Origin of the sequence: Bordetella genomosp. 10 (assembly GCF_002261225.1) — a bacterium.
Taxonomy (GTDB): domain Bacteria; phylum Pseudomonadota; class Gammaproteobacteria; order Burkholderiales; family Burkholderiaceae_B; genus Bordetella_C.
On record NZ_NEVM01000005.1, the window covers coordinates 2821173 to 2845713 of the forward strand.

At 67.1% G+C, this 24541-nt stretch carries 19 protein-coding genes and 1 pseudogene; 16 read left to right on the forward strand and 4 right to left on the reverse strand.

Going from position 1 to position 24541, the window contains the following annotated elements; translation table 11 throughout:
• Positions 1–72: 72 nt before the first annotated feature.
• Positions 73–2370: a TonB-dependent hemoglobin/transferrin/lactoferrin family receptor gene (locus CAL29_RS28655; protein WP_094856268.1), complete on the reverse strand. Its 2298-nt coding sequence runs from the start codon at positions 2368–2370 to the stop codon at positions 73–75.
• A gap of 154 nt (positions 2371–2524) precedes the next feature.
• Between CAL29_RS28655 and CAL29_RS28660 the strand changes: the two genes are divergently transcribed.
• The 5 genes and pseudogenes from CAL29_RS28660 to CAL29_RS28680 all read left to right on the forward strand — a co-directional run.
• Positions 2525–6343: a cobaltochelatase subunit CobN gene (locus CAL29_RS28660; protein WP_094856269.1), complete on the forward strand. Its 3819-nt coding sequence runs from the start codon at positions 2525–2527 to the stop codon at positions 6341–6343.
• A 145-nt stretch (positions 6344–6488) separates the two neighbouring features.
• Positions 6489–7154 carry a hypothetical protein gene (locus tag CAL29_RS28665; protein ID WP_094856270.1) on the forward strand — a complete coding sequence of 222 codons (666 nt, stop codon included), beginning with the start codon at positions 6489–6491 and terminating at the stop codon, positions 7152–7154.
• A gap of 45 nt (positions 7155–7199) precedes the next feature.
• Entirely contained in the window at positions 7200–7799 is a 600-nt protein-coding gene (locus CAL29_RS28670; protein ID WP_094856271.1) for a MotA/TolQ/ExbB proton channel family protein, read from the forward strand.
• Between the two features lie 103 nt (positions 7800–7902).
• Positions 7903–8286, forward strand: coding sequence for a DUF2149 domain-containing protein (locus CAL29_RS28675; RefSeq protein ID WP_094856272.1), 384 nt, complete (start codon positions 7903–7905; stop codon positions 8284–8286).
• A 228-nt stretch (positions 8287–8514) separates the two neighbouring features.
• Positions 8515–8718, forward strand: a pseudogene (locus CAL29_RS28680) (hypothetical protein); the annotation flags it as partial.
• A gap of 21 nt (positions 8719–8739) precedes the next feature.
• On the opposite strand, the gene CAL29_RS28685 reads toward CAL29_RS28680, so the two are convergent.
• From CAL29_RS28685 to CAL29_RS28695, 3 genes are all read right to left on the reverse strand, one after another.
• Entirely contained in the window at positions 8740–11160 is a 2421-nt protein-coding gene (locus CAL29_RS28685; protein ID WP_179284211.1) for a TonB-dependent siderophore receptor, read from the reverse strand.
• Positions 11161–11491: 331 nt separating this feature from the next.
• Positions 11492–12478: a FecR family protein gene (locus tag CAL29_RS28690; protein WP_143277768.1), complete on the reverse strand. Its 987-nt coding sequence runs from the start codon at positions 12476–12478 to the stop codon at positions 11492–11494.
• A gap of 91 nt (positions 12479–12569) precedes the next feature.
• Positions 12570–13073, reverse strand: coding sequence for an RNA polymerase sigma factor (locus tag CAL29_RS28695; protein WP_094856275.1), 504 nt, complete (start codon positions 13071–13073; stop codon positions 12570–12572).
• Between the two features lie 526 nt (positions 13074–13599).
• On the opposite strand from CAL29_RS28695, the gene CAL29_RS28700 reads away from it, so the two are divergent.
• The 11 genes from CAL29_RS28700 to CAL29_RS28750 all read left to right on the forward strand — a co-directional run bounded on the left by CAL29_RS28700 (position 13600) and on the right by CAL29_RS28750 (position 24506).
• Complete coding sequence (locus tag CAL29_RS28700) at positions 13600–14103, forward strand: excisionase family DNA-binding protein (RefSeq protein WP_179284212.1); 504 nt, start codon at positions 13600–13602, stop codon at positions 14101–14103.
• The gene (locus CAL29_RS28705; RefSeq protein ID WP_094856277.1) at positions 14103–14741 is read left to right on the forward strand and encodes a PIN domain-containing protein; all 639 of its coding nucleotides are present in this window, start codon (positions 14103–14105) and stop codon (positions 14739–14741) included. The genes CAL29_RS28700 and CAL29_RS28705 overlap by 1 nt, the downstream gene beginning before the upstream one ends.
• A gap of 126 nt (positions 14742–14867) precedes the next feature.
• On the forward strand, positions 14868–15443 hold the full coding sequence (locus CAL29_RS28710) for a helix-turn-helix domain-containing protein (protein ID WP_094856969.1): 576 nt from the start codon (positions 14868–14870) through the stop codon (positions 15441–15443).
• A 4-nt stretch (positions 15444–15447) separates the two neighbouring features.
• Positions 15448–15990 (forward strand): GNAT family N-acetyltransferase, encoded by a 543-nt coding sequence (locus tag CAL29_RS28715; RefSeq protein WP_094856278.1) that lies wholly within the window; start codon positions 15448–15450, stop codon positions 15988–15990.
• A 216-nt stretch (positions 15991–16206) separates the two neighbouring features.
• Positions 16207–16698: an Hsp20/alpha crystallin family protein gene (locus CAL29_RS28720; protein WP_094856279.1), complete on the forward strand. Its 492-nt coding sequence runs from the start codon at positions 16207–16209 to the stop codon at positions 16696–16698.
• 303 nt (positions 16699–17001) lie between these two features.
• Positions 17002–17919, forward strand: coding sequence for a LysR substrate-binding domain-containing protein (locus CAL29_RS28725; RefSeq protein ID WP_179284213.1), 918 nt, complete (start codon positions 17002–17004; stop codon positions 17917–17919).
• Positions 17920–18014: 95 nt separating this feature from the next.
• Complete coding sequence (locus CAL29_RS28730; protein ID WP_094856281.1) at positions 18015–19181, forward strand: acyl-CoA dehydrogenase family protein; 1167 nt, start codon at positions 18015–18017, stop codon at positions 19179–19181.
• A 42-nt stretch (positions 19182–19223) separates the two neighbouring features.
• Complete coding sequence (locus CAL29_RS28735; RefSeq protein ID WP_094856282.1) at positions 19224–20396, forward strand: ATP-grasp domain-containing protein; 1173 nt, start codon at positions 19224–19226, stop codon at positions 20394–20396.
• Positions 20386–21249, forward strand: coding sequence for a succinate--CoA ligase subunit alpha (locus tag CAL29_RS28740; protein WP_094856283.1), 864 nt, complete (start codon positions 20386–20388; stop codon positions 21247–21249). Before CAL29_RS28735 ends, CAL29_RS28740 begins: the two co-directional genes overlap by 11 nt.
• A 10-nt stretch (positions 21250–21259) precedes the next feature.
• Complete coding sequence (locus CAL29_RS28745; RefSeq protein ID WP_094856284.1) at positions 21260–22684, forward strand: aldehyde dehydrogenase family protein; 1425 nt, start codon at positions 21260–21262, stop codon at positions 22682–22684.
• A 37-nt stretch (positions 22685–22721) separates the two neighbouring features.
• Entirely contained in the window at positions 22722–24506 is a 1785-nt protein-coding gene (locus CAL29_RS28750) for a thiamine pyrophosphate-binding protein (RefSeq protein WP_094856285.1), read from the forward strand.
• Positions 24507–24541: the final 35 nt, after the last annotated feature.

Consider the following 24541-nt stretch of genomic DNA (forward strand, 5'->3'; position numbering starts at 1 on the left):
GTTGGCGGCCATGCTCCCAAGAAGGGGCAGCCGCCTTTTACCCGGCGGCTCGAGTCCTCCGCCTGCCTCCACTCAGAACGTCACCCGCAAGTTCGCCGAGACCGTCCGGCCGGGGGCGGTGTAGGCGGCCAGGCGGGCGTCGTTGCCGGTCAGGCCGCTGACCATGGACCAGTCGTAGTAGCGGCGGTCGAACAGGTTGTAGACCGCCAGGTACAAGGTCGTGCGTTTGTTGACGTGCAGGTAGCCGGTCATGTCGACGGTGGCGTAGCCGGCGGTCGTCAGGGGCACCGGCGCGGTGGGGCCGGTCTGCGCCAGGTCGCGGTCGACGCGTCGCTTGCCGGCGACGAAGTTGCCGGTCAACTGGGCGCCGTAGCGTCCCGCGCCGCCGTCCCAGCGCAGGCCCGCCACCAGCTTGAAGGGCTGGATGCTGTTCAGCGGCTGGTCGTTGGTCTTGTCATTGCCCATGGACCACTGGGCCGCGCCCAGCAGGTTCCATCGATCGGCGGCGTCGATCCACTGGTTCAGCGACAGCGATCCCTTGGCCTCGACGCCGTAGATCTCGACCTCGCCGATATTGCGCGACTGAAAGCGGCGGATGGCGCGCGGACCGCCGCTGGCGCCGGGCGGAATGTAGGCGATCATCTGGGTGTCGATGAAATCCCGGTAGCGGTTGTAGAAGCCGGTCAGGTCATAGGACCCGGCCGGCGATTCGCCGCGAATGCCCAGTTCGACGCCGCGGCTGCGTTCGGGCCTCAGATTCGGCGCCGGCACGAAATCGTGGATGAAGGTGGCCACCGGCACCTGCCCGATCCGGTTCAACTGATCGTAGGTGGGCATGCGGAAACCCGTCACGTAGTTGGCATAGACCACCTGCCGCGGCCGCCATTCGTAGCTCAGGCCCAGGCGCGGCGTGACCGCGCTTTTCGACAGGCTGACGGGCTTGCCGCCGGTCACGTTCGCATTGGCGAATTCCTCATCGGGCCGCGGCGTCAGCCGGTAGTAGTCGTAGCGCGCGCTGGGCGTCAGCTTCAGGCGGCCGTCGCCAAAGGAAATCTCGTCTTCGACGAAGAAGCCGACGTTGCGGACATCGGTATCGGGCGCGATCTTGCGCGGGTAGACGTCGCCGTCGACGACGTGCGTGGACGCCCCGCCGGCCGCGGCGCGCTGGCTGGCGTCGTTGTAAAGGCTGATGGACTTGCCCAGCAGGTCGACGCCGGCCACCCAGCGGTGCGTCGTCGCACCGAGCTGGGCATGGCCGTTGAGCTGGAAGGAACCGGACCATTGCGGCTCGCGGTAGGACAGCAGCGAGTCGCGCAACAGGGGCCGCGCGCCGCCGGGCGGCAGGCGCAGCTCCGAGGTGCGCTCCCTGCTGGTGCTGTGCTGGTAGTCGACCTGCGCCGTCAGCGTATCGAACCAGCCCATGTCGGCGTCCCAGCGATAGGCCAGCCCCAGCCGCGCGCGGGTGCTGTCGTCGTCCGCCGAACTGCGCGCGATGCGCGTGCCGCCGGCGATCGGCACGGCCAGCGAACGCTGGTTCGTGCGCACGGTCTGGTCGTAGTACTCCCCCGTCAGGGTAAGCGTCTGCGCCGCGCCGAGATCGACCATCGATTTCAGCAGGAAACTCTGCTCGTGCGTGTCCTGCGGGTTGGGCGTCACGTGGTGATCGTTGTTCTCCAGTTCATGGCCCTCGCGCAGCGTGGCGCCGATCAGGGTTTGCGTCGGACCGGCGCGGAACGCCAGGTTGGCCGTGGTCGAGCGGCTCTGCGTGGCGCCGTCGTAGCCGATGGCGGCATCGCCGGCGAAATCGCGTCCCTCGTCGAGGAAGTCCGTCGGCGACAACGTGTGGAACAGCACCACGCCGGCCAGCGCGTCGCTGCCGTACAGGCTGGACGCGGGGCCGCGCAGGATCTCGATGCGCGACAACGAGGCGGGGTCGAGCTTGAGCTGCCCCAGGTTGGCGCCGGCCGCGACGTAGCCGTTGGGCAGGCGCACCCCGTCCACCAGCATGGCCAGGCGCTGCCCGCCTATGCCGCGCACTTCGATGCCCGCCTCGCCGCCACGGCCGCGCGGCTCCTGCTTGACGGCGATGCCCGGCTCATAGCGCAGGGCGTCGCGGAAATCCGTGACGATGTTTTCGCGCAACTGCGTCTGGTCGATGACGTCGATGGTCGCGGGCGTGGTCAGCGCGTCGGTGGCGCGCCGCGTGGCGGTCACCGTGACGGGCGCCATTTCCGTGGCGGCCAGGGTGGTGGCGGGGGTCGCGGCGGCGGTCGATGCCGGCTTGAGATCCTGTTCCTGTGCTTCCGCGCCGACCGCGAGGGTGCTGGCGATGGCAAGAGCGAGTGGGGTCCAACGAAAACGGGCGGCCATGAATCGTGTCGCTAAAACGTGAAGATGAGGTGAAGGAAATTTGAATTAAAATCGATACGTTATAACATTTCATTTATATCGGGTAGCATTTGTGGAAAATGGACGGTCGATTGTGAAGAACGGACCCGGGCCGCGACGCGCCTGGCGCCGGGTCATGCTAGGGGGGTTGGTGGTGGCGGTGGTTCTGACGCTGGGCGCCGGCTGGCGCTTCTGGCTGGCGCCGACGCGCGTCGCGCTGGTCCACTATCCCGATTTCCAGGCGGCCCGCATCGTCCAGGCGCGCCCCGGGCCCTTCGTGCGGGTCGATGCGCTGGATACCGGCAAGCTGGCCGAGCTGCGCGGCTACGACCTGGTCCTGATGTTCGGCCGCGGCCTCGCCCTGGACGACGCGCAGCGCGCGCAACTGCGGGCGCTGGCCGGCGCGGGGACGCGCATCTACGTGGAAGCGCCGACCAACCCGCAACTGGACTACACCAACCTGGCCGGCCCCGACCGCGAGGCCGTGGCCGGCTATCTGCGCAACGGCGGCCCGTACAACTACGCCCAGTTGCTGAACTACGCGCGCGCCAGGCTGGACGGCAAGCGGCTGTTCGCGCGCGCGGCCCAGCCGCCGCGCGCCGTGCCCCATGACGTTTTCTTCGGCCTGGACGACGAGGCGGTGTTCACGGATTTCGCGGCCTTCCAGGCGTGGCGGCAGCGCCAGCCCGGATGGCAGGCGGGCCGGCCGCGGCTGGCGCTGCTGACCAGCGTGCCCGGCCCCTTCAACGCCAACCGCGATCAGGTGGACGCGGCCATCCGCGCCTTCGAGGCCGCCGGTTTCGACGTGGTCCCCATCGCGGCGATGCAGCGGCGGCTGGAATTCCTGCGCCAGGTCGAACCGGCCGCGGTGGTCTACATGCCGCACGGCCGCCTGGCGCCGGGACAGGCCGACGAAGCCGGCCAATGGCTGACACGGCACGACGTGCCCGTCTTCGCCCCGCTCACGGTGTTCGACGAAGAAAGCAAGTGGCGCGCCGACCCGCGCGGCTTCGAGGGCGGACTGCTGACGATGTCGGTCACGCTGCCCGAACTCGACGGCGCCATCGCGCCCATGGTCATCGCGGCCCAGGAACGCGACGAGCACGGTTTCAAGGTGTTCCGCGCGCTGCCGCGGCGGCTGGAACGCTACGCCGCGCGGGTGCGCAACACCGTGGCGCTGCGCGCCATGGCGAACGCCGACAAGAAACTGGCGATCTACTACTACAAGGGGCCGGGACAGAGCGCCTTGACCGCCGGCGACCTGGAGGTCGTGCCCTCGCTGTACGCCCTGCTGCGGCATCTGCGCGCCCAGGGCTATCGCGTCGACGGCCTGCCGGATACGGAGGCCGGCTTCGCGCGGCTGCTGCAGGAACGCGGCCCCAACATCGGCCCCTATGCCAAGGGCGACTTCGCCGACTTCGCGCGCCACGCCGACCCGGCCGCCGTGTCGGCGGCGCAACTGCGCCAGTGGTGCGGCGCCAGCCTGGCGCAGGTCTTGTGCGACCAGGCGGCGCAGCGCTACGGCCCGGCGCCGGGCGACTACCTGCGCATCGGCGACCAGGTCGCGGTGGCGCGTGTGCCACTGGGCAACGTGGTGTTGCTGCCGCAGCCGCTGCCCGGCATCGGCGAGGACACCTTCAAGCTGGTGCACGGCACGCAGTTGGCGCCGCCCTGGCCTTACGTGGCCTCGTACCTGTGGACGCGCAACGTGTTCAAGGCGGACGCCATCCTGCATTTCGGCACGCACGGCAGCCTGGAATTCACGCCGCGCAAGCAGGTCGGCCTGTCCGGCATGGACTGGCCCGACGCGCTGATCGGCGACATGCCGCACGTCTATCTCTACACCATGGGCAACGTCGGCGAAGCCATGATCGCCAAGCGGCGCAGCTACGCCACCATCGTGTCGCACCTGACGCCGCCGCTGCGCGAAGGCGGCGCGCAGTCCGCCTACAAGCGGCTGGGCGACCTGCTGCAATCCTGGGACGCCGCGGCCAACCCCGCCTTGCAGGCCGAGTACGCGCGCGACGTGCAGAGCGAGGCGATCGCCCTCGGGCTGCACCGGGACATCGGCCTGCCCGCCGACGCGCCCTGGACCGCGGCGCAACTGCACCAGTTGGACGAGCACATGGAATCGCTGGAGCATGCCCGCATCACCGCGGGCCTGTACACGCTCGGAACGCCTTATTCCGACGCCGGCCTGGACGCCACGGCGCGCCTGATGGGGCGCGACCGGCCGCAGGCGATTCCCTCCTACCGGGACCTGCTGGCGCGCAGTCCCGCGCTTGAACTGGCGGCGCTGGACAATGCCCTGGCCGGCGGCTACACGCCGCCCTCGTCCGGCGGCGATCCGCTGGTCAACCCCGACGCGCTGCCCACGGGCCGCAACCTGTATTCGATCGACGCCGAGCAGACGCCATCGACGCAGGCCTGGCGCGTGGGCCGGCAACTGGCCGACCAGTTGCTGGCGCGCCACCGGGCCGAGCACGACGGCGCGTGGCCGAAGAAAGTCGCCGTCACGCTGTGGGCCGGCGATTTCATCCAGACCGAGGGCGCCACGCTGGCGCAGATCCTTTATCTGCTGGGCGTCGAGCCGGTGCGCGACCCGTCCGGGCGCGTCGCCGGCCTGCGCCTCATTCCGCGCGCGGCGCTCGGCCGGCCGCGCATCGACGTCGTGGTCCAGACCTCGGGCCAGTTGCGCGACCTGGCGGCGTCGCGCCTGTACCTGATCGAACGCGCCGTGACGATGGCCGCCGGCGCGCAGGAGGACGACAACGCGGTGGCGCAGGGCGTCGCCGCGGCCGAGCGCCAGCTCAAGGAACGCGGCCTGGCGCCCGCGGACGCGCGCCGCTACGCCTCGGCGCGGGTGTTCGGCGGCATCGACGGCAACTACGGCACCGGCATCATGGGCATGGTGGAGGCGGGGGACCGCTGGCAGAGCGATGCCGAGGTGGCGCGGACCTATCTGCACAATATGGGCGCGACGTTCGGCGCGGGCGATATGTGGGGCGCCTTCCAGCCCGGCGTCTTCGAGGCGGCGCTGGCCGGCACCGACATGGTGGTGCAGCCGATCGGCTCCAATACCTGGGGACCGATCTCGCTGGACCACGTCTACGAATTCATGGGCGGTCTCGACCTGGCGGTGCGGCAGGTCACGGGCCGCGATCCCGCCGCGTATTTCAGCGACTACCGCGATCCGGCGAAGCCGACGGTGCGCGAAGCAGGGGCGGCCATCGCGCTGGAGGCGCGGGCGACGCTGCTCAATCCCGCCTACGTCGAGAGCATGGCGCGCGGCGGCGCGTCGTCGGCCGAAACTTTCGCCGAGACCTTCCGCAACGTGTACGGCTGGAACGTCATGAAGCCGTCCGTCATCCAGCCGCAGTTGTGGGACGCGCTGTATGCCGCCTATGTGCGGGATGCCGGCGGCCTGGGCGTGCATGCCTTCTTCGAACGCGCCAACCCCTATGCCTTGCAGGAGATGACGGCGGTCATGCTGGAGACCGCGCGCAAGGGCTACTGGAAGCCGGACGCGCAGGCGCTGCGCGACACGGCGCGCCTGCACGCGGACCTGGTGGCCCGTCACGGCGCCAGCGGCACCGGCTTCGTCAACGACAACGCGGCGCTGCGCGCCTTCATCGCCGGCCAGCTCGACGCGAACGCGCGCGCGGGCTACGAGGATGCCTTGCAGCGCGCCAACGAAGGCGGCGCCATCGATACGGACAAGGGGCTGGTGTTGCGCAAGCAGGACGACGTGGGCGGCGCGTCCCAGGCCGCGGCCCAGCCGGCCGGCGCCACGCCCGCCCAGGCCGCTCAGGCCACCCGCACCGAATCTACAACTAGCCCCACGAACGAGCGCCACGCGGCATCCGTGGGCCTGCTGCTGGGCCTCCTGCTGGCGCTGGCCCTGGCCATCGTCTGGCTGCGCCGGCGCCATGGCGGCGCGGGAGGTGGCCGATGAACGGGCCGGACTGCACCAAGCGCGAATCCTCCTTCGTGGAGACGCCCGCGCAGCGACTGGAGGACGCGCCTATGCACGCGCCGGGTCTACTCACGCGCGAATCTTCCCTTGAGGAAGCGTCGCGCAACGGCCGGAGGACACTTCCATGAACCTGCCTGACGCCCTGCTGCTGGTGCTAGGCCTGGCCTGCGTCGTCCTGGCCATGGCGCAGATGGCGGACCTCGGGCCGGCGCGGCTGGGTGTGCTGGCGTTGGCGCTGGCCGCCATGCTGGTGCTGACCGGCGCCACCGCCAGCCGCACCAGCGTGGCCGAACTGGGCCAGTGGCTGGCGCTGCCGCAACGGCGCCTGGACCTGGCGGCGCTGCTGCTGGTCGAAGCCCTGGTCTTCGGCAGCCAGGCGGTGGCCGCCGCGCAAGGCCGCGCGGCGTTGCGCTGGCGCCTGCTGGGCGCGGTGCCGCCGCCGTCCCTGCTGATCGCCTTGTTCCTGGCGCAGGTGTGGGCGATGCTCGCCATCGACGGGGTCGATTTCGACGTCCTGGCCTGGATCTGCGCCGTTGTGTTCGCCGCCCTCTTCGCCGGCGGCGCCGTCCTGCTGCGCTCGGCCCTGCCCGATCCCCTCATGCGCACGGGCCTGCGCCTGCTGCTGCACGCGGTGCAGGTCGCCGCCGGCCTGTGGCTGGCGCGGCCCGCGCAGCCGGCCCAGCCGCAGCCGACGCCGGCCATGTGGGACCGGCTCGCCCTGCTGGCCGCGCTGGTGCTCGCCCTGGTGGCGCTGGGCTGGCTCGCACAGCGCTGGCGCGCCGGCCGATGACCCTCAACGACAAACCCGACCGCAACCCCAACCGGAAACGCTGACTTGGAACAACTGATACAGACCCTTTCGTGGATCGCCGCGGCCCTCCAGGTGCCCGTGGTGGTGGCCATACTCTATCTGCTGGCGCGCGGCCTGATCGCCCTGGGCGCGTTCTACGGACACTGGTCCGACCGCTTGCGGCGCCGCCGCCGCATGGCGGCGCATCCCGACGGGCAGGCCGGCGCCGAGGCGGCCGCGCTGGCGGCGGCGTTGAGCGGCCCCGGCAGCAAGCCGGACGCCCTGCAGCGCGCCGCCGAGGCCCTGCAACGCAAGCCCGGCGACGCCGCCTGGCACGAGCGCGTACTCACCGAATTCGAACTGCAAAGCGACCGCCAGCTCGGCCTGTACCGCACCATGACGCGCATCGGCCCGCTGCTGGGACTGATGGGCACCCTGATCCCGCTCGGACCGGCCCTGGTGGGCCTGGCGGCCGGCGACATCACCCTGCTGGCCCGCAAGATGGAAGTGGCCTTCGCCACCACGGTGGTGGGCCTGGTGATCGGCGCCATCGGCTTCCTGCTGCACCAGGCCGCCAGCCGCTGGGCGCTCGACGATCTTTCCCTGCTCGAATACTTCAGCAGCAAGCTTCGGGAGGCGGCATGAGACAGCCTGTGCCAACCCCCGGTAGCGAGATGAGGTCTTGGGCCGCCCCAAGCGCGCCTCCTCCCTCGGGGAGGAGGCCGCGCAGCGGCAGGAGGGTAGTCCAATGAAACGGCGGCGCTCCCTGCTGCGCGGCGACCGGGCCGGCGACGAGATGGACCCGCTGGGTTTCCTCATCAATCTGTTCGACGTGGCGCTGGTGTTCGCGCTGGCGCTGATGATCGCCCTGGTGTCCAACCTCAAGATGGCGGACCTGCTGACCTCGCGCGATTTCACCATCGTGAAGAATCCCGGCAAGCCCGATATGGAGATCGTCACGCGCGCCGGCGGCAAGGTCTCGCGCTACGTGGCGGCCGATGCCAAGGCGGGTTCGCGCCAGGGCCAGCGGATCGGCACGGCGTACCGGCTCGACAGCGGCGAGATCATCTACGTCCCGGACGCCGGGACGGAGGGAGGGACGGAGGCGGGCGGCGGCGCAGATAAACATTGAAGCGGCGGCCGCCGTAATCGGCCGCGGGCAAGCCCGAGACAAGGATCCGCAAGGCCGTCTCATATCTCAGAAATCGAACTGCATAGAGAGCATGAAGATCCGGCCGACGCCGAGCGCGAGCCCGTAGCTTGCATCGGCATTGGCCCAGTAGGCACGATTGAACAGGTTTTGCACATTCGCCCGAATCGTGACCGGTTTGCCATTCTCACGGTAGCAGACGTAGGGTAGGCCAACACCCAATCCGTGCCGTCATGGACGACGCTGGACCTGGGCGCGCGCTACAGCACCAAAGTCTATGGCAAGGAAACCACCTTCCGCCTGACCGTGCTGAATGTCTTCAACCGTGCCTATTGGTCAGGCGTGGCGTCGTACGGGACGATTTCGCAAGGGATTCCACGGACGGTGATGCTGTCTGCTTCCGTGGATTTCTAGCATCTTCGCGCCGGCCGCGATTCAGTAGCTGGCCCGCACGGTCAGCATGACACTGCGCGGCGCGCCATATTCGGCGAAGAGCGTATACGGCGCACGGCTGTAGTATTTCCTATTGAAGACGTTATTGACCGTCACATCCGCCTGGACGTGCGAATTGAACTGATAGCCCACCTTGGTGGAAAAGGTGGCGTAACCGCCCTGGTGGTATTGGGGTTTGAACCGCCAGGTATTGCTTTGCACGTACATGCCGCCGCCGACGCTGAATCCCTGCAATGCCTCTTGCGTGAAACGGTAGGTCGTCCACAGTTTGAACAGGTGTTGAGGCGTCTCGCCGCTATACGATTGCCCCTGGGCGGTAGGGCTGGACAAGTATCGCGTATTGGCCAGCGTATAGCCCGTGACGATATTCCAGTTCGGTAGCGGCGAACCGGACAGTTCGGCTTCCCAACCCTGGCTCCGCACCGCGCCGCTGTCGACGTAGTAGCCGGCGTGGGTTTGATCGCTGACTGCCAGGTGATCGCCGTTGATGCGGAACGCGGCAATCGTCGCGTTAAGCCGGTTGTCCAGAAAACCGCCCTTGAGCCCGACCTCGTATTGCTCGCCGGTGAACGGCTGGATGGCTGCTCCCGAATACGTGCTGGACGTCTGGGCGGAAAAGATTTTCGAATAGCTGGTATAGGCGGAAATCTGGGGCGTCAGCGCATAGATCAAGCCGCCGTACGGGACGAACTTCCCGTTCTGTTTCGCCACGGTGTTCCAACTGGTGTCGGTCGGCAGGGTCGTTCTCGTCCTCTCCCGGAAGAAGACATCGCGTCCTCCCAGGACCAAGGAAAATTTGTCCGTCAGGTGAGCGTGCACCTGGCCATAAAGGCTGTATTGCTCGATTCGCGTCCGGGTTCCCGATGTATACGGCAAATCCGGTTCCGGGATGCGCGGCGAAAAAATATCGTATGTCCCGATATTCTGCGAGGCGCTCAGGAATTTGTAGTTATACGAAGCGTAGCTGGCGCCCAGCAGGACATCATTCTTGCGTCCCAGGACGGTAACCGGCCCGGACACGTGGGCGTCCACGCCTAGCCAATCGTCCTTTACGTCCTGCCTTTGACCGTAATAAGCGGCGGTATTCGTGCCGGCGACGGGCGTATTGGTGTAGGCATATTTGTAGTACGCGTCGTACTCGTGCGACAAAACGGTTGCCTGCGCGTTCCAGCCGTTGTCGAACCGGTGTTTCAGCGTCGCGTTGGCTTCCTTGATCGTCGTGTACGATCGATTCCAGTCGGGACCGAAATTCTGCGACCACCCTCTTGGGCCTATCACGAGATGGTTCGCGGAATCGTAGCCCACGCCAAAATCGAATCGGTAGACAGGCGCCGTCTGATATCCCGCGGATAGCGATACGGTTGTTCTTGGGTCGATGTCGTATTCCAGTACGGCGTAGCCCATGCCTTCCCGGGAACGCTCGCCGTCAAGATACGAGTTGCCCTTGCTAGCCACGCCGACCACGCGTCCGCGCAAGGTGCCTTCCTTGTTCAACGGCCCCGACACGTCCACCATTTGCCGATAATTCGCCCAGGAGCCAATGGATGTTTCGCTCTTGATCTGGAACGTGTCGGTGGGCATCTTGCGCACCAGATTGACGCTGCCGCCGAACGAACCCTGCCCATCGAGCAGGCCCGCCGGTCCGCGGAAAGTCTCGACCCGGTCGTACATCGCCATATCGAATTGCGACAACCACTGGATGCCGCTGACGATAGACTGTCCATCCAGCAGCACATCGACGGGAAATCCGCGTGCGTTGTAGTACGCCCGGGTGCCCGCCCCCATCGTTCCCGCATAGCCGATCGACGAAACACCCGTCGTGTAGAGCATGGCATTGTTGATGGTCGTGATGTTCTGGTCGTCCATCTGTTGGCGGGTCAGGACGGAAACCGAACTCGGAATGTCTTTCAACGATTGGGCGTTGCCGAACATCGTGACCGCATTCGCCGCGTAGGAGCCCGACCCTTCGGTCGTGGCGCCGGTCGCCGGCGCGCCGATGACCGTTACCTCGGGCAATTGCGCCACGGAAGACGACGAGCCGGGCCTGGACAACGTAACGGTCTTTCCACTCGTCCGGAACTCGATGCCCGTGCCGGCCAGCAGCTTCTGTAGCGCCTGGTCGGGCGTCATCGTCCCGGAGACGGCCGGGGCGTTCAATCCCTGCACGGTTTCCGGCAGGTAGTAGAGCTGGATGTCCGTTTGCTGCCCGAGCTGAAGCAGCGCCCGGTTCAGCGATTGCGCCGGAATATCGATCCTTACCTGCATGCCGGCTTGCGCATGCGCCGCCGGCGGCGCCATGCCAAAGGCCAGCGCCACCGAAATGGCCAATGTGTTCAAGGCCGCGCCAACGGGCTTGCCACGACGATTCCCCGCCGTCGTCTTCCGGATGTCCTGACTGTTCACGGTTTTACTCTTGTCTGACGAATACGACGCACAACGCGCCAAACCCTTTGGCCAAAGGTTCATGGGAGCGGCCATGCTCGACACATGGCGCGCGTCCTTATCAGGTAAGAGTTTTCAGGGCCCCGAACCCCGTAAAGTTTTCGCCGGGCAAATAGAAACTATTTGTATCTTCCATGGCGCGGAACCCCTCCCTTCCACCCGGGAAGCGTTTTCAAATCAACGGGCTATGAAAAAAGGCCCCCACGCCGCGCGGCTGCGCCGCTTGCTGCCCCCCGAGGGGGCGTTTTTCATCTTGGGAGCGGCCCGGCGATGAAAAATTTCCACGGGGAAATCAGCGCGCCACGATCTCGCTGCCGCCGTCGTCGCGCTGCACCACCCGGACCGGCGCGACGGTGGGCAGCACGGCCAGGAAATCATTGGTGTTGTCCACGCTGAACACCCCCGCGATGCGCAACTGGCGCAAGGCGCCTTGCACGCGGATGGGGGAGCCGCGATAGCGGTTCATCTCGTCCACCACCTGGAACAGCGGCGTGCCGTCGAAGACCGCCTTGCCTTGCCGCCAGGCCGTCAGCGCCGCCACGTCCATGCGCCTGGCGTACAGGTCCCCGGCGTTCGCCGTGACGTCGACGCCGAGCCCCGCCGTCAACGTCGCGGTATGGCGATGCCACCAGGAACCGGTGGAAACCTCCACGGAACCCGACTCCACCGTCACCGTCATGTCGTCGGCGTCGCGCCGCACGTTGAAACGGGTGCCGGTCACGCGTACGCGTCCCACCCCCGTCTCGACGATGAAGGGGCGCGCCTTGTCGTGGCTTACCTCGAACATCGCCTCGCCTTCCTCCAGGACCACGACGCGCTCGCCTTCGTAGAAACGCGCCGTGGCCGACGAAGCGGTATTCAAGGTCAGCACGGAGTCGTCGGGCAGCACGATCTGGCGGCGTTCGCCGCGCTGCGTGGCGTAGTGATCCGTGAAGGAAGGCTCGGCCCGCCACCATTGCGGCGCAAGCACGGCGGCGGCCACCGCGGCGGTACAGACGGTCCCCATTCCCAGGGCCAGATAGCGACGCCGCGACGCATCGGGCGCGGCCCGGCCATCCGCGACGATGGCGCGCAATTCGCGGTCGGGCACGGCTTCGGCCACGCGCCACACCTGGCACATCTCCTGGTACGCCTGCTCGTGGCGCGCGTCCGCCTGGCGCCACCGCTCGAATAGCGGCCGCTCGGCGTCGCTCATCAGACCGCCGTGCTCGCGGGCGAACCAATATGCCGCGGCATCATGGGGGTCGTTCGGGATCTCCAAGGCGTCAGGGGTTTCCATGATGTTCAATGTGCCGGCATGCTCGCACCGTCGTCGCTGGTCCTTTCTTCATGAGTAAGACATCCGGGACAGGCAAATCCCGTAATGCATGTTAGTGGGAAAACCTCTGTAGCCGCCCGTGGATATGCCGCATGGCGCGCGCCAGATATTTCTCGACGCTGCTGACCGACAACTGCATGTGGTCGGCGATTTCCGGCACGGTCCAGCCCTCCAGGCGATGCCAGGCAAAGACATGGCGGCAGCGGGGCGGCAGTTCGTTCAAGGCCGCCATCAACGCGTCCGACAACTGCGCGGCCCGTATGCTGGATTCCGGATCGTCCAGCACGGGATGATCGGTTTCGTTCAGTTCATGCAGGGGAATGGCCTGCTCGCGGACCTGCGCGCGGTACTGGTTTGCCAGGCCATTGTGGACGCTGCGATGCAGATAGGCCCGCGGATCGCGAATAACCGAAACATCGCCCTCCAGCATATTGGCGATGGCATCGTGCGCCGCATCCTCCGCATCGAGCCCGTTCCGGGACCGGCGCGCCCACGTCCCCAGCAGCTCGCGATAATAGGCGAGCCAGCCGTGTTCGGGAGAGCGGCGGCGGGACATGGCGATGTAAAGCGAAGCGAAGGCGGCTGGACACGGGATGCGGGTTGAGGAGGAATATTAACAATAATTCTCATTTTCATCGTGTGGTTTTTGGCGTCGACCGCCCCGTGACAAAAGGCTCTCACCGGGGAGCAAGCGACGCAGGCCGCACGGCGCTGGGGGCATGGACGGCGCCAGGCATCGTTCGATCTATCGCCAGGGCACCAACGAGCAGGCCAGGTGACCTACGGAAGCGGAAGCGTGTGAGCATGACGCTACTACCCACCCGTGCGCCCCACGCCGCCGCATAAGCACAATCGCCCTGCCCCATCGGCGAGACGCAGATCACGGACTTTGCATGACAGACTCCCCCCTGAAAATGAATGACCTTGAGAATGACCTGGACGTTTCGAGATTTTCGTTTCTTCGGGAACGAGCCTATACTGCCTGCATGGCTTCCGAGAAATCCCTCGCCCGATCGCCTCAGCGCGTAAAGCGCGGCCCTTCCCAGCTCGCTCATGAGCTGAAGACGGGTCGCCCTATGGTCATGGAATCGTTGGAAAGCGTCGTGCTGACGGCGCTCAAGACGGTGCCGCGGCGGCAGGCGAAAGCGAACTCGCAGGACCAGGTCCAGGAACGCACAGTCAGGATGCGCCGACAAGGCGAGCCGGACCGCCGCTTCCTGGTGGCTTATGCCATCGACCCGAACGATAGTGAAGCGGTCATTTTCCGCATCCGGCCAGCCACGAGCCGCGACCTGGGGCCGGCGCGTACGCCCATGCTGTCCACCCAGCAGGCCGCGGATCAGCTCAACGTGAGCCGACCCTACGTCGTCAAGCTGGTCGAAGACGGCGTATTCCAGGGTGTCGAGCGCACCCAGGCCGGCCATCGCCGCATCCCCGCGGCGGAAGTGGCGCGTGTCCAACAGGCGATGCAGGTTTCGCGCCGCACCGCGCTGAAGCGCGTGGATACCCTTACCTCCGACCTTCGGCAGCAGGAACTTGACGAGGCGCGCACGGCCTCGAAGCGTCGCTGGGTCAAGACCGCCTGATGGCCCAAACCGCATTGCCGGCGGCTGCCTTGGTGCGGCCCGGTCAGGTTCCCTTGGTCTATCTCGACGCCAACGTCCTGTTGCCACAATACCTGCGCAGCGTTTTCCTGGACCTGGCCGACGCCGGGCTCATCAGGGTCTACTGGGGCCGACAGGTATTGGAGGAAGTAGGCCGCAACCTGGTCCAATCCGCTTTCGGCAAGACAGCTCGCCAGGCCGTCCGCCTGCTGCGCACGATTACCCAGGCCTTTCCCGACGCCCTGGTGCTCGGCAGCGAGCCACTTGAGCCCCATTTCGCCCGCAGCACGGATCCCAAGGATGCCCACGTCGCGGCGGGCGCGTTGAAATTGAGCCAGGCAGTCTATGCCGGTCAGCCAGTCGTCCTGGTGACGAGCAATACCAAGCATCTGCCGCAGTCGGCTTTCGACGGCACACAGGTTCGATCCGCACGGCCGGGCGCCTTCCTCGTCGCGCTGCTGGCCGCCCAGCCGCAAGTGGCGACGGTGCTGGCGGCCATGCTCACGCGCTTCAGGAAACCCACGGTCAGTCAGGAAGATTTCCTGATGATCCTGGACCACGCCGGCTGTTCCATGTTTGCCACGGCATTGGCCAAGCATTGGGGATTCAAGGCTGTCTAGATGCGGGCAGGCTGTCTAGATACTGGCTTGGAAGCGATGTCCTCCGGTAGGCCAGATTGACGTCTAGAATGATTTCCATAAAAATGGATGAAATATCTATTTTTGTGGATGACGATGGACACCAGCATGGACATCAACCAGATCATTGCGTTGCGCGTTCGGGATCTGCGAAGCCAGCGGGGCTGGTCGCTGGACGTTCTCGCCAGCCGCAGCGGGGTGAGCCGCTCCACTATCTCCTTGATCGAGCGGGGTGAGAGCAGTCCGACGGCCATTGTCCTGGACAGGTTGGCCACGGCGCTTAATGTGCCGCTTGCGTCGTTGTTCGAGCAGCATGCGCGGGAAGACAGTCCTTCCCCCCTCTCCCCGGCCGGCCAGCAGGCGGTTTGGACGGACCCGGCGTCGGGATATGTTCGCCGCCACCTCTCCTCGGCCGTTCCCTGCCCGACCCAACTGGTCGAGGTTCTCTTTCCCGCCGGCCAGCGCGTCTCGTACGAGACATCGCTACAGGAATCCGACGTTATCCAGCAATTGTGGATGATCGGCGGAACGATGGAAGTGCGCGTGGGAGAGACGACGTGGCAATTGCAGAAAGGCGATTGCCTGACCATGAAACTGGATCGGCCGAACGCCTTCCATAACCCCGGCCGTGTGACGGCACGCTATCTCGTGGCGCTGACGAGGCTTTCCCCCGAAGGAATCTAAGACGATGGCTGAAATGAAAATTCGTTCTATCGGCGCCGGCGAGGCGCGAGCCTTGGCGGAAGCGCTGGCTGAAGTGCTGATGGATTGCGTTGCCGGCGGCGCCTCTGTGAGCTTTACCGCGCCGCTTTCGAAAGCGCGAGCCACGCAATTCTGGATGGGCGTCGCCGATGAAGTCGAGCGCGGCAACCGGATCCTGCTGATCGCCGAATCGGATGGCGGACGCGTCGCCGGCACCGTCCAGATCGTCACCGGGCAGCCAGAGAACCAGCCCCATAGGGCCGACGTGTCCAAGCTGCTTGTGCATCGCGACTTCCGGCGCCACGGCGTCGGAAGCAAGCTGATGGCGGAGGTGGATGTCGTCGCCGCGCGTTCGGCGCGCACCGTGTTGGTCCTGGACACCGAGACGGGCAGCGATGCCGAGCGGCTCTATGTGCGGGCCGGCTGGACGCGCGCCGGCTCGATCCCCGATTATGCGTTGAGGCCGTATGGCGGCCTGGCGGCGACGACTTACTTCTATAAGCAATTGCCGCCTTCCGATCCTCGCTGACGTACAGCGCCGCTGAAGTGCTGATCCGCTGAGCCGCCGACGTCCTGACCCCATAACCTGCCGGCCAGGAACCCGATAACGGCCCCCCTTGAACCCGCGCAGCGCCACCCTCATATTGGCATCGTGGCCAGCCCAAAGGGCTGATGGAAGCTTGATCAACCGCGGCGCCATCCTGCCACGCGGACGGCGCCCGCCACTTTCGATGAGGAGAAGATGATGAGCATTCGTGATCTTATTCCCTCGGGCCGTAATGCTCAGGTGCCTGCCAATACCCGCGACAGCGAACGCAATCCCTTCCTTTCCCTGCATCGGGAAATGAATCGATTGTTCGACGATGTCTTTCGCATCTACGACGCCGGCTCGCCCGCCGGCCGGGCCTTTGCGGGATGGCCCAACATCGAGGTCGCCGACGAAGAGAAAGCCGTGCGCGTGACGGCGGAGCTGCCCGGCATGGAAGAGAAGGACGTCGAGGTCATACTCGAAGACGGCACGCTGACGCTGCGTGGGGAAAAGCGCAACGAATCCGCGAACGCGTCGCGCCAGTTCTCCGAGCGGTTCTACGGCCGTTTCGAGCGGGCAATCTCGCTGGGTTATGAAATCGACGAAGACCAAGTCAAGGCCAGCTTCAAGAATGGCGTCCTGACCGTGACGCTGCCCAAGAGCGAACGCGCCCAGACGCGCGCCCGCCGTATCGCCGTCGACACCTGACGCCGTGGCGGCGGGGCTTCGGCCCCGCCGCCATGGGCCCGCGGCGAAACCCGGCCGCCGTCGTGTTCGAGAGCGCCGTCCTCGCCATCGACCTGGCTCCAGGTCCGTCCTCGCGCGGACGACGGATCCGCGGAAGTATTTCTTGCGCGCCGCAACATCGTAGCCCCCGTAGATCGGCAACGCCTCCCGCCGTGGAATAACCGTAATAGCCGGAATATCCGGATTCCAGGCCCGGTGATACGATCGGCGCCATCGCACGCCTCCACTGCATGCCTCCATCGCATGCCCCGACCGGCATCCTTCATGACGCGCCGCATCCCTCCCCTCAATCCCCTGCATTCTTTCGAAGCGGCGGCCCGGCATGGCAGCTTTTCGCGCGCCGCCACGGAGCTTTCGGTGACGCCGGCCGCCATCAGCCGGCAGGTGAAGCTGCTGGAAAACTATTTCGGCGTGGAATTCTTCGAACGCGAACCGGGCGGGGTGACGCTGACGCCGGAGGCGCATGCCTATGCCCGGGCGCTGAGCAAGGCATTCCGCCAGATTTCCGCCGCCACCGAGGAGTTCCGCACGCAACACACCTCGATCATCCTGACGATACAGGGCTACACCACTTTCCTGGTGCGCTGGCTGGTGCCGAAGCTGCCGGATTTCCAGGCCCAGAACCCCCATATCAAGGTGCGCCTTATCAGCGGCTCGGCGACGCTGTCCCCTCGCAAGGAAAGCGACGTCATGATCCGCTACGGCGGCCCGGGCCAATGGACCGGATACGCCCGCGCCACGCTGCTGTTCCAGGACGAACTGGTGCCCGTGTGCAGCCCCCTGCTGCTGAAAGACCAGGGCGGCCTGCCCGCGCCCGAGCAGATCGCGCGCATGCCGCTGCTGCTGCTGGACGCGCGGCGCCAGGACTGGGCCGACTGGTTTGCGCTGAGCGGACTGAAGCCGCCCCGGGAAGGATTCCAGACCTTCGAGGACCTGACGGTGGCGCTCGAATTCGCGCGCCGGGGACTGGGGGTGGCCCTGGCCCAGCGGCGCTATATCGAAGAAGAGCGGGCCGCCGGCAACCTGGTCGAAATGTCCGACGTCGTGCTGCGGCGCGAGCTGGGCTACTACGCCCTGGCCCGCGCCGACAGTTCCGGCAAGAGCAAGATAGAGGCCTTTTTCCGCTGGCTGGAGAACCACGTCCAGCAAACGTCCCCAGGCCGCCAGGCTAACGAAAAGTAAGCCTCGGGCCTACATAAGATCGTTTGAAGCGCCTGGCGGCCCGCCCTAGACTGCCTGTCAATCACCTCATCACCGACAGCGCGGGAGGAAGCCTGGTGGACCCCATCATCAACGAACAGCGCCGGCTCATGATCGAGTCGGTGCGCAATCTGGCGCAGAGCAAGTTCAGGGAGCGCGGCCTGCGCTATTTCGACGGCACCTTCCCCTGGGAAAACATCAAGGAGCTGGCCGACCTGGGCGTGCTGGGCATGTCCGTGCCGGAGGAATACGGCGGCCTGGGGCTGCCGGTCTTCGACACGGCGCTGATTCTCGAGGAGATCGCCAAGGTCTGCTATGTCACGGCCATGGCGGTGCTGGGCGAGGCCGGCGTGCAAACCCGCGTGATCTCGACCTACGCGCCGCGGGAAATCCGCGAACGCATCCTGCCCAAGGTCTGCACGGGCGAGTGCATCCTGGCCGTCTGCATGACCGAGCCCCACGCGGGCACCGACGTGGCCAATTACCGCACCAATACCGTCGTCAAGGGCGACCGCCTGGTGCTCAACGGCACCAAGACGCTGATCAGCCGCGCCGCCGAGGCGGGCATGTTCGTGGTCTTCACCCGGGTCGACGGCAAGCCCGGACGCGAAGGCATCGGCTGCGTGCTGGTCGAGCCCGACACCCCGGGCTTCGCGGTGACGGGCACCTATCACACGATGGGCGGCGAGAACCTGCACGAGGTCCAGTTCAACGATTGCGAGCTGCCGCTGGAAAACCTCGTCATCCGCGAAGACGGCTTCCGCAAACTGCTGACCGCCTTCAATACCCAGCGCTGCCTCAACCCCAGCATTTCCCTGGGCCTGGCCGAAGGCGCCTTCGACGAAGCGGTCAAGTACGTCAAGGAGCGCAGCATCTTCGACAAACCCATCAGCGACTACCAGGGCGTGCGCTGGAAACTGGCCGACATGTACCGGGAAATCGAAGGCGCGCGGGGGCTGCTGTACAAAGCCTGCCTGTCGGCCAGCCCCTTCCCCGACCCCTTCCTGTCGGCGGTCGCCAAGATCACCTGCAACGAAACGGCCATCAAGGTCACCAGCGAGGCCATCCAGGTCCATGGCGGCTACGGATTCACCGACGAATACCTGGTTTCCCGGCTCTTCCGCGGCGCGCGCTACGGCACGCTCGGCGGCGGCGCCACGGAAACGCTCAAGGACCTGATCGCCAAGAAAATCATCAACGAAGGGGATTCGCCGGACGGCATCCTGTCACTGGCAATGGTTTGACCCCCTGAGATCCGGCCATGAACGGACAAAGAGGAGACACGCATGTTGTTATTGGAGGTCGACGGCAAGCGGCTGTTCCGCGCGGCCGGCATCGCCACGCCTGAAGGCGTATTGCTGGCCGAGGCGGCGCCGCCCGCATCCCTGCCCGGCGCGGGCCCCTGGATCGCCAAGGCCCAGGTGCCCGTGGGCGGCCGCGGCAAGGCCGGCGGCGTGCTGCCCGTGGCCGGCCTCCAGGCGCTGCCCGAGGCGCTCGGCAAGCTGCTGGGACTGGAGATCAAGGGCTGCGTCACGCGCGAAGTCCTGGTCGAGGAAGTGGCGGCGGGCGACGAGCACTATCTGTCCATCATGGTCGACGCCGGCGCCGGCGGCATCCGCCTGATGCACACCGCGCACGGCGGCATGAACGTCGAATCCCACGCCCCCGCCGGCGATGGCTTCGACGAACTGCTGCCGCTGGACCGGCAAGCGGTCGCGTCCGCCATTTCCCGGCTGGTCCAGCGCCAGCCGGCAACGCTGCGCGACGGGCTGCAAGCAACGGCATCCCGGCTGGCCGACCTGTTCTTCGAGCGCCAGTTGATGCTGGCCGAGATCAATCCGCTGTTCGCCCTGCCGGATGGCCGTTTCGTCGCCGGGGATGCCAAGGTCGTCATCGACATGAACGCCCTGCCCGCGCAGCCGGAACTGCGCGAGCTCATCGAACGGGGACGCGAGCGCTATCCCGATGCCTGGCGCAAGCTGGCCGAGGACTTCGATTTCGTCGAGATCGACCGCCAGGGCCAGGTCGGCCTGGTGACCACCGGCGCCGGCCTTTCGATGATGCTGATCGACGAAATGGTCGGCCGCGGACTCAAGCCCTTCAATTTCTGCGACATGCGCACGGGCCAGATGCGCGGCAGTCCCGCGCGCCTGCTGCGCATCTTCGACTGGCTGGAAGCGGCGCCGGACGTGCGCGTGGTGCTGGTGAACATCTTCGCCGGCATCACCGACCTGTCCGAGTTCACGCAACTGCTGATCGACGCGCTGCACGAACGGGCCGCTTTCCGCCGCCCCATCGTGGCGCGCCTGGTGGGCAATGGCGAGGCGGCGGCGCGGCGCATCGTCGCCGCCCATCCGGATCTCCACATACGCTTCGAGCCCGACCTGGAACGCGCCATCGCGCTGACGGCCGAGCTGCTGGCCAACCCGCTTCCGTCCCGGGCAAATCATGCTGCTTGATCTGAACGAAGAAACCCCTGTCATCGTGCAAGGCATATCCGGCCGCATGGGCCAGAAGCACGCCGCGCTGATGCAGCGCTACGGCACGCGCATCGTGGGCGGCACGGGCCGCGTCAAGCCGGGAGAGACCTCGGACTTCCCCGTGTTCGCCGATTGCGCGCAGGCCGTGCGGGCCACTGGCGCCGTCGCCAGCATCGCGCTGGTGCCGCCGGCGGCGACGCTGGCCGCCGTCGCCGAGGCCGCGGAAGCCGGCATCGCCGTGATCGTGACGGTGGCCGAAGGCGTGCCCGTGCACGATGCCCTGCGCATCCGCGCCCTGGCCCGGTCGGCCGGCATGCATTGGCTCGGCGCGTCCACGCCGGGACTGTGCATCCCGGGCAGGATCAAGATGGGTTTCCTGCCCGACGTGTCGCTGAAGCCGGGGCGGATAGGCATCATGTCCAAGAGCGGCACGCTTTCCTACGAGGTGGGCTGGCGCATGGCGGCCATCGGCTTGGGGCAAAGCGCGTGGATAGGCGTGGGCGGCGACCCCGTGAAAGGCACCCGCTTCGCGGACCTGGCCCCGGGCTTCGCCAGCGATCCGCGCACGGACGCCGTGGTGCTGGTCGGGGAAATCGGCGGCAACGAGGAAGAAGAATTCGCCGACGCCTGGCAAGCCCTGGGCAGCCCCAAGCCCGTCCACGCGCTGATCGCCGGCGCGCAGGCCAAGGAAGGCATCAGCATGGGCCACGCCGGCGCCATGATCATGGGCGAACAGGGTTCGCTGCTGTCCAAGCAGCGCAGCCTGCGCGCCGCGGGGGCACGCGTGTACGACACCGTGCAGTCGCTCATCGACAGCCTGGCCGCATCCTAGGAGCAACGCCATGCGCATACCAGAGAAGGCGGCGCTGTATATCGACGGCGAGTGGGTGGACACGGACAGGCGCCGTCCGGCCGTCAATCCGTATACGGGCGAGGAAATCGCCACCGTCTGCGAATGCCCGCCAGCGCTGCTGTCCCGGGCGCTGGCCGCGGCGGCGCGGGGCGCGGCCGACATCGCGGCGATGGCGGCGCGCGAGCGCGCGAGCCTGATACGCCAGGCCGCCGCCGCCGTGCGCGGCCACGCCGACGAACTGGCCCATCTCATGGCCGTGGAGACCGGCAAGCCGCTTGCCGACGGCCGCACCGAGGCCTTGCGCAGCGCCGAAACGCTGGAGCTTTCCGCCGAGGAAGGTCTGCGCATCGAAGGCGCGCACATCCCCATGGAAAGCAGCGCCATCGGCGCCGGCAAGATCGGCGTGAGCCTGCGCTTTCCCGTCGGCGTGGTGGCGGCCATCACCCCCTTCAACGCGCCGGTCAACCTGACCGCCCACAAGCTGGGCCCGGCCTGGGCCGCGGGCAACGCCGTGGTTCTCAAGTCCTCCCCCATGGCCGCGCTGACCCTGCAGCGATATGTCGAGATCCTGGCGCAGGCGGGCATCCCGCCGGGCTGGCTGCAATCGATCCAGGGCGACGAAGCGGCGATCGGCCTGCTGCGGGCGCCCGAGGTCGACTTCATTTCCTTCACGGGTTCGAGCCGGATCGGCGAACAGGTGAAAGCCGGCAGCGGCCTGAAGCGGGTCGCGCTGGAACTGGGCGGCAATGGCTACACCATCGTCGCGCCGGACGCCGACCTGGAAGAAGCGGCGCGGACCTGCGCGCGCAACGGCATGCGCCTGGCGGGCCAAAGCTGCATCTCGGTGCAGAACGTGTGCGTGCACAGGTCGATATACGAAGAATTCGCGCGCAGGGTCGCATACCACGCGTCGACGCTGCGGGCGGGCGACCCGCTGGACGCCGCGACGGACGTGGGGCCCGTCATCAACGCGCATTCCGCCGGACGCATCCAGGGCCTGGTGGACGATGCGGTGCGGTCCGGCGCGCGGCTCATGCTCGGCGGAACGCATCGCGGCGCATTGGTGCAACCGACGGTGCTGGCCGACGTGCCCGCGGCATGCCATGCGGTGCGCGGCGAAATCTTCGGGCCGGTGGTGGCGTTGATGCCCTACGACGACATCCAGGCCGTGTTCTCGCAGATAAACGCCGGACCGTTCGGCCTGCAAGCCGGCATTTTCACAGCCTCGCTGCCCCTGGCGCTGGAGGCGGCCAGGAAGCTGCGCATGGGCGCGGTCATCGTCAACGGCTCCTCCACCTGGCGCTCCGACCAGGCCCCCTATGGCGGCGTCAAGGCCAGCGGCATCGGCCGCGAGGGGCCGCGCTTCGCCATCCGCGAAATGACCGAGGAGAGATTCGTCGTGTTCAACGCATGACGACACTCGCGCACGGAAACAGCCAGGAAAAAACATCATGTCCAACACGAGCAAAGGGTCCGGGATCATCGTCGATCACCTGATCGCGGAAAAAGTGCCTTTCCTTTTCGGGCTTTGCGGCCATGGCATCGTGGGCTTGATGGACGCGGCCCGCGACCGGCAGGACCGCATCCGCACGGTGTCCGTGCACAACGAGCAGATCGCCGGTTTCGCCGCGGACGCCTACTATCGCGTCACCGGCCAGCCCGCCGCGACCTTCACGTCCTGCGGTCCCGGCTCGATCAACATCCAGATGGCCATCGCCAATGCGATGTTCGATTCGTCGGCCGTGTTCGCCATCACCGGCAATATTCCCACCCAGCAATTCAACAAGGGGCCCTTCCAGGAACTGGTGCATCACCACCAGGCCGACTTCGTCACGGCCATGCGCCCCTACGTCAAGCGCAGCTTCCAGGCCACGCGCGCCGACATGCTGCCGGCCATGATGCGGCAGGCCTATACCGCCATGCTGGCGGGCCGTCCCGGACCGGTGCACCTGGACGTGCCCTTCAATGTGTTCGAGGAAACCGCGGCGCACGAACCGGCCCGGCCGCATGGGCAGCGCCTGGACTACCGCGCCGCCGTGCCGCCCGGCGCCATGGCGCGCGTGCTCGACCTGCTGGGCCAGGCCGAACGGCCGCTCATTCTCGCCGGCCATGGCTGCCTGGTCGGGCGCGCCGGCCAGGCCTTGTCCGAGGCCAGCAAGGCGTTGAACGTGCCCGTGGCGACGACGCCGCAGGGCAAGGGCATCCTCGACGACGCCAACCCGCTCTACCTGGGACCGACCGGCCGCGACGGCGGCTATCCGGGCAACCGGGCCGCGCGCGGCTGCGACGTGCTGCTGGCCGTGGGCACCCGTTTCGGCGACCGCGGCACCAGCAGTTGGGCCGAGGGCGTGACCCACGGCGCGCGCACGCGCATCGTCCATATCGACATCGACCCGAACGTGCTGGGACGCAATTTCGATACGGAACTGGGCCTGGTGGCGGACGCGTCGAGCTTTTTCGAACAATTGGCCGACGCCGTCCGCGCCCGTCCCCTGCCCGACAGCCAGGCCAGGCGCGACTGGCTGTCCGCCACGGCGAAATGGCGCGCCCTGTGGCAGGAAGCGCTCGGCCCGGGCCGCGGCAGCGACGCGACGCCGATCCATCCGGGCCGGGTCGTGGCGGAGCTGGCCGGCGTCGTGCCGCGCGACGCCGTGGTGCTCTCCGATATCGGGCAACACCATAGCTGGATGGTGCAGCAGTGGCCGGTGCGCGACCCCGGTCGGTTCCTGCAATCGGGCGGCTCGGCCACCATGGGCTTCGGCGTGGGCGGCGCCATCGGCGCGCAGTTCGCCGCGCCGGATCGCAAGGTCGTGGCGGTGGTGGGCGACGGCGGCATGCTGATGCACGCGAGCGCGGTCGCCACCGCGGCCGAATACGGCCTGCCCATCGTCTGGGTGGTATGGAACAACAAGGGCTACGTCTCGATCCGCGACCTGCAGAAAGGCTTCTTCGGCAAGGACCGCGAATTCGCCACGCGCTTCCGCGACCGTGGCACCGAAGGAGACCTGTTCAGCACCGATTACGCCGTGCTGGCCCAGGCAATGGGCGCGCACGGCGTTCGCGTGGAGCGGCCCGGCGACCTGGCCGAACAGGTGCGCTGCGCGCTCGCCCGGGACCAGCCGACCGTCCTGGACGTGCGCGTCGATGCCAATGCCCATCGGTACACAGCCGGCGCGTGGGACATGCCGCCCCTGACCGGCCCCAGGCCGGATTTCGATCCGGATCCACAGCCATGAAGTGATTCCAGAAGCGCCGCCCATGAAGCGCCGGG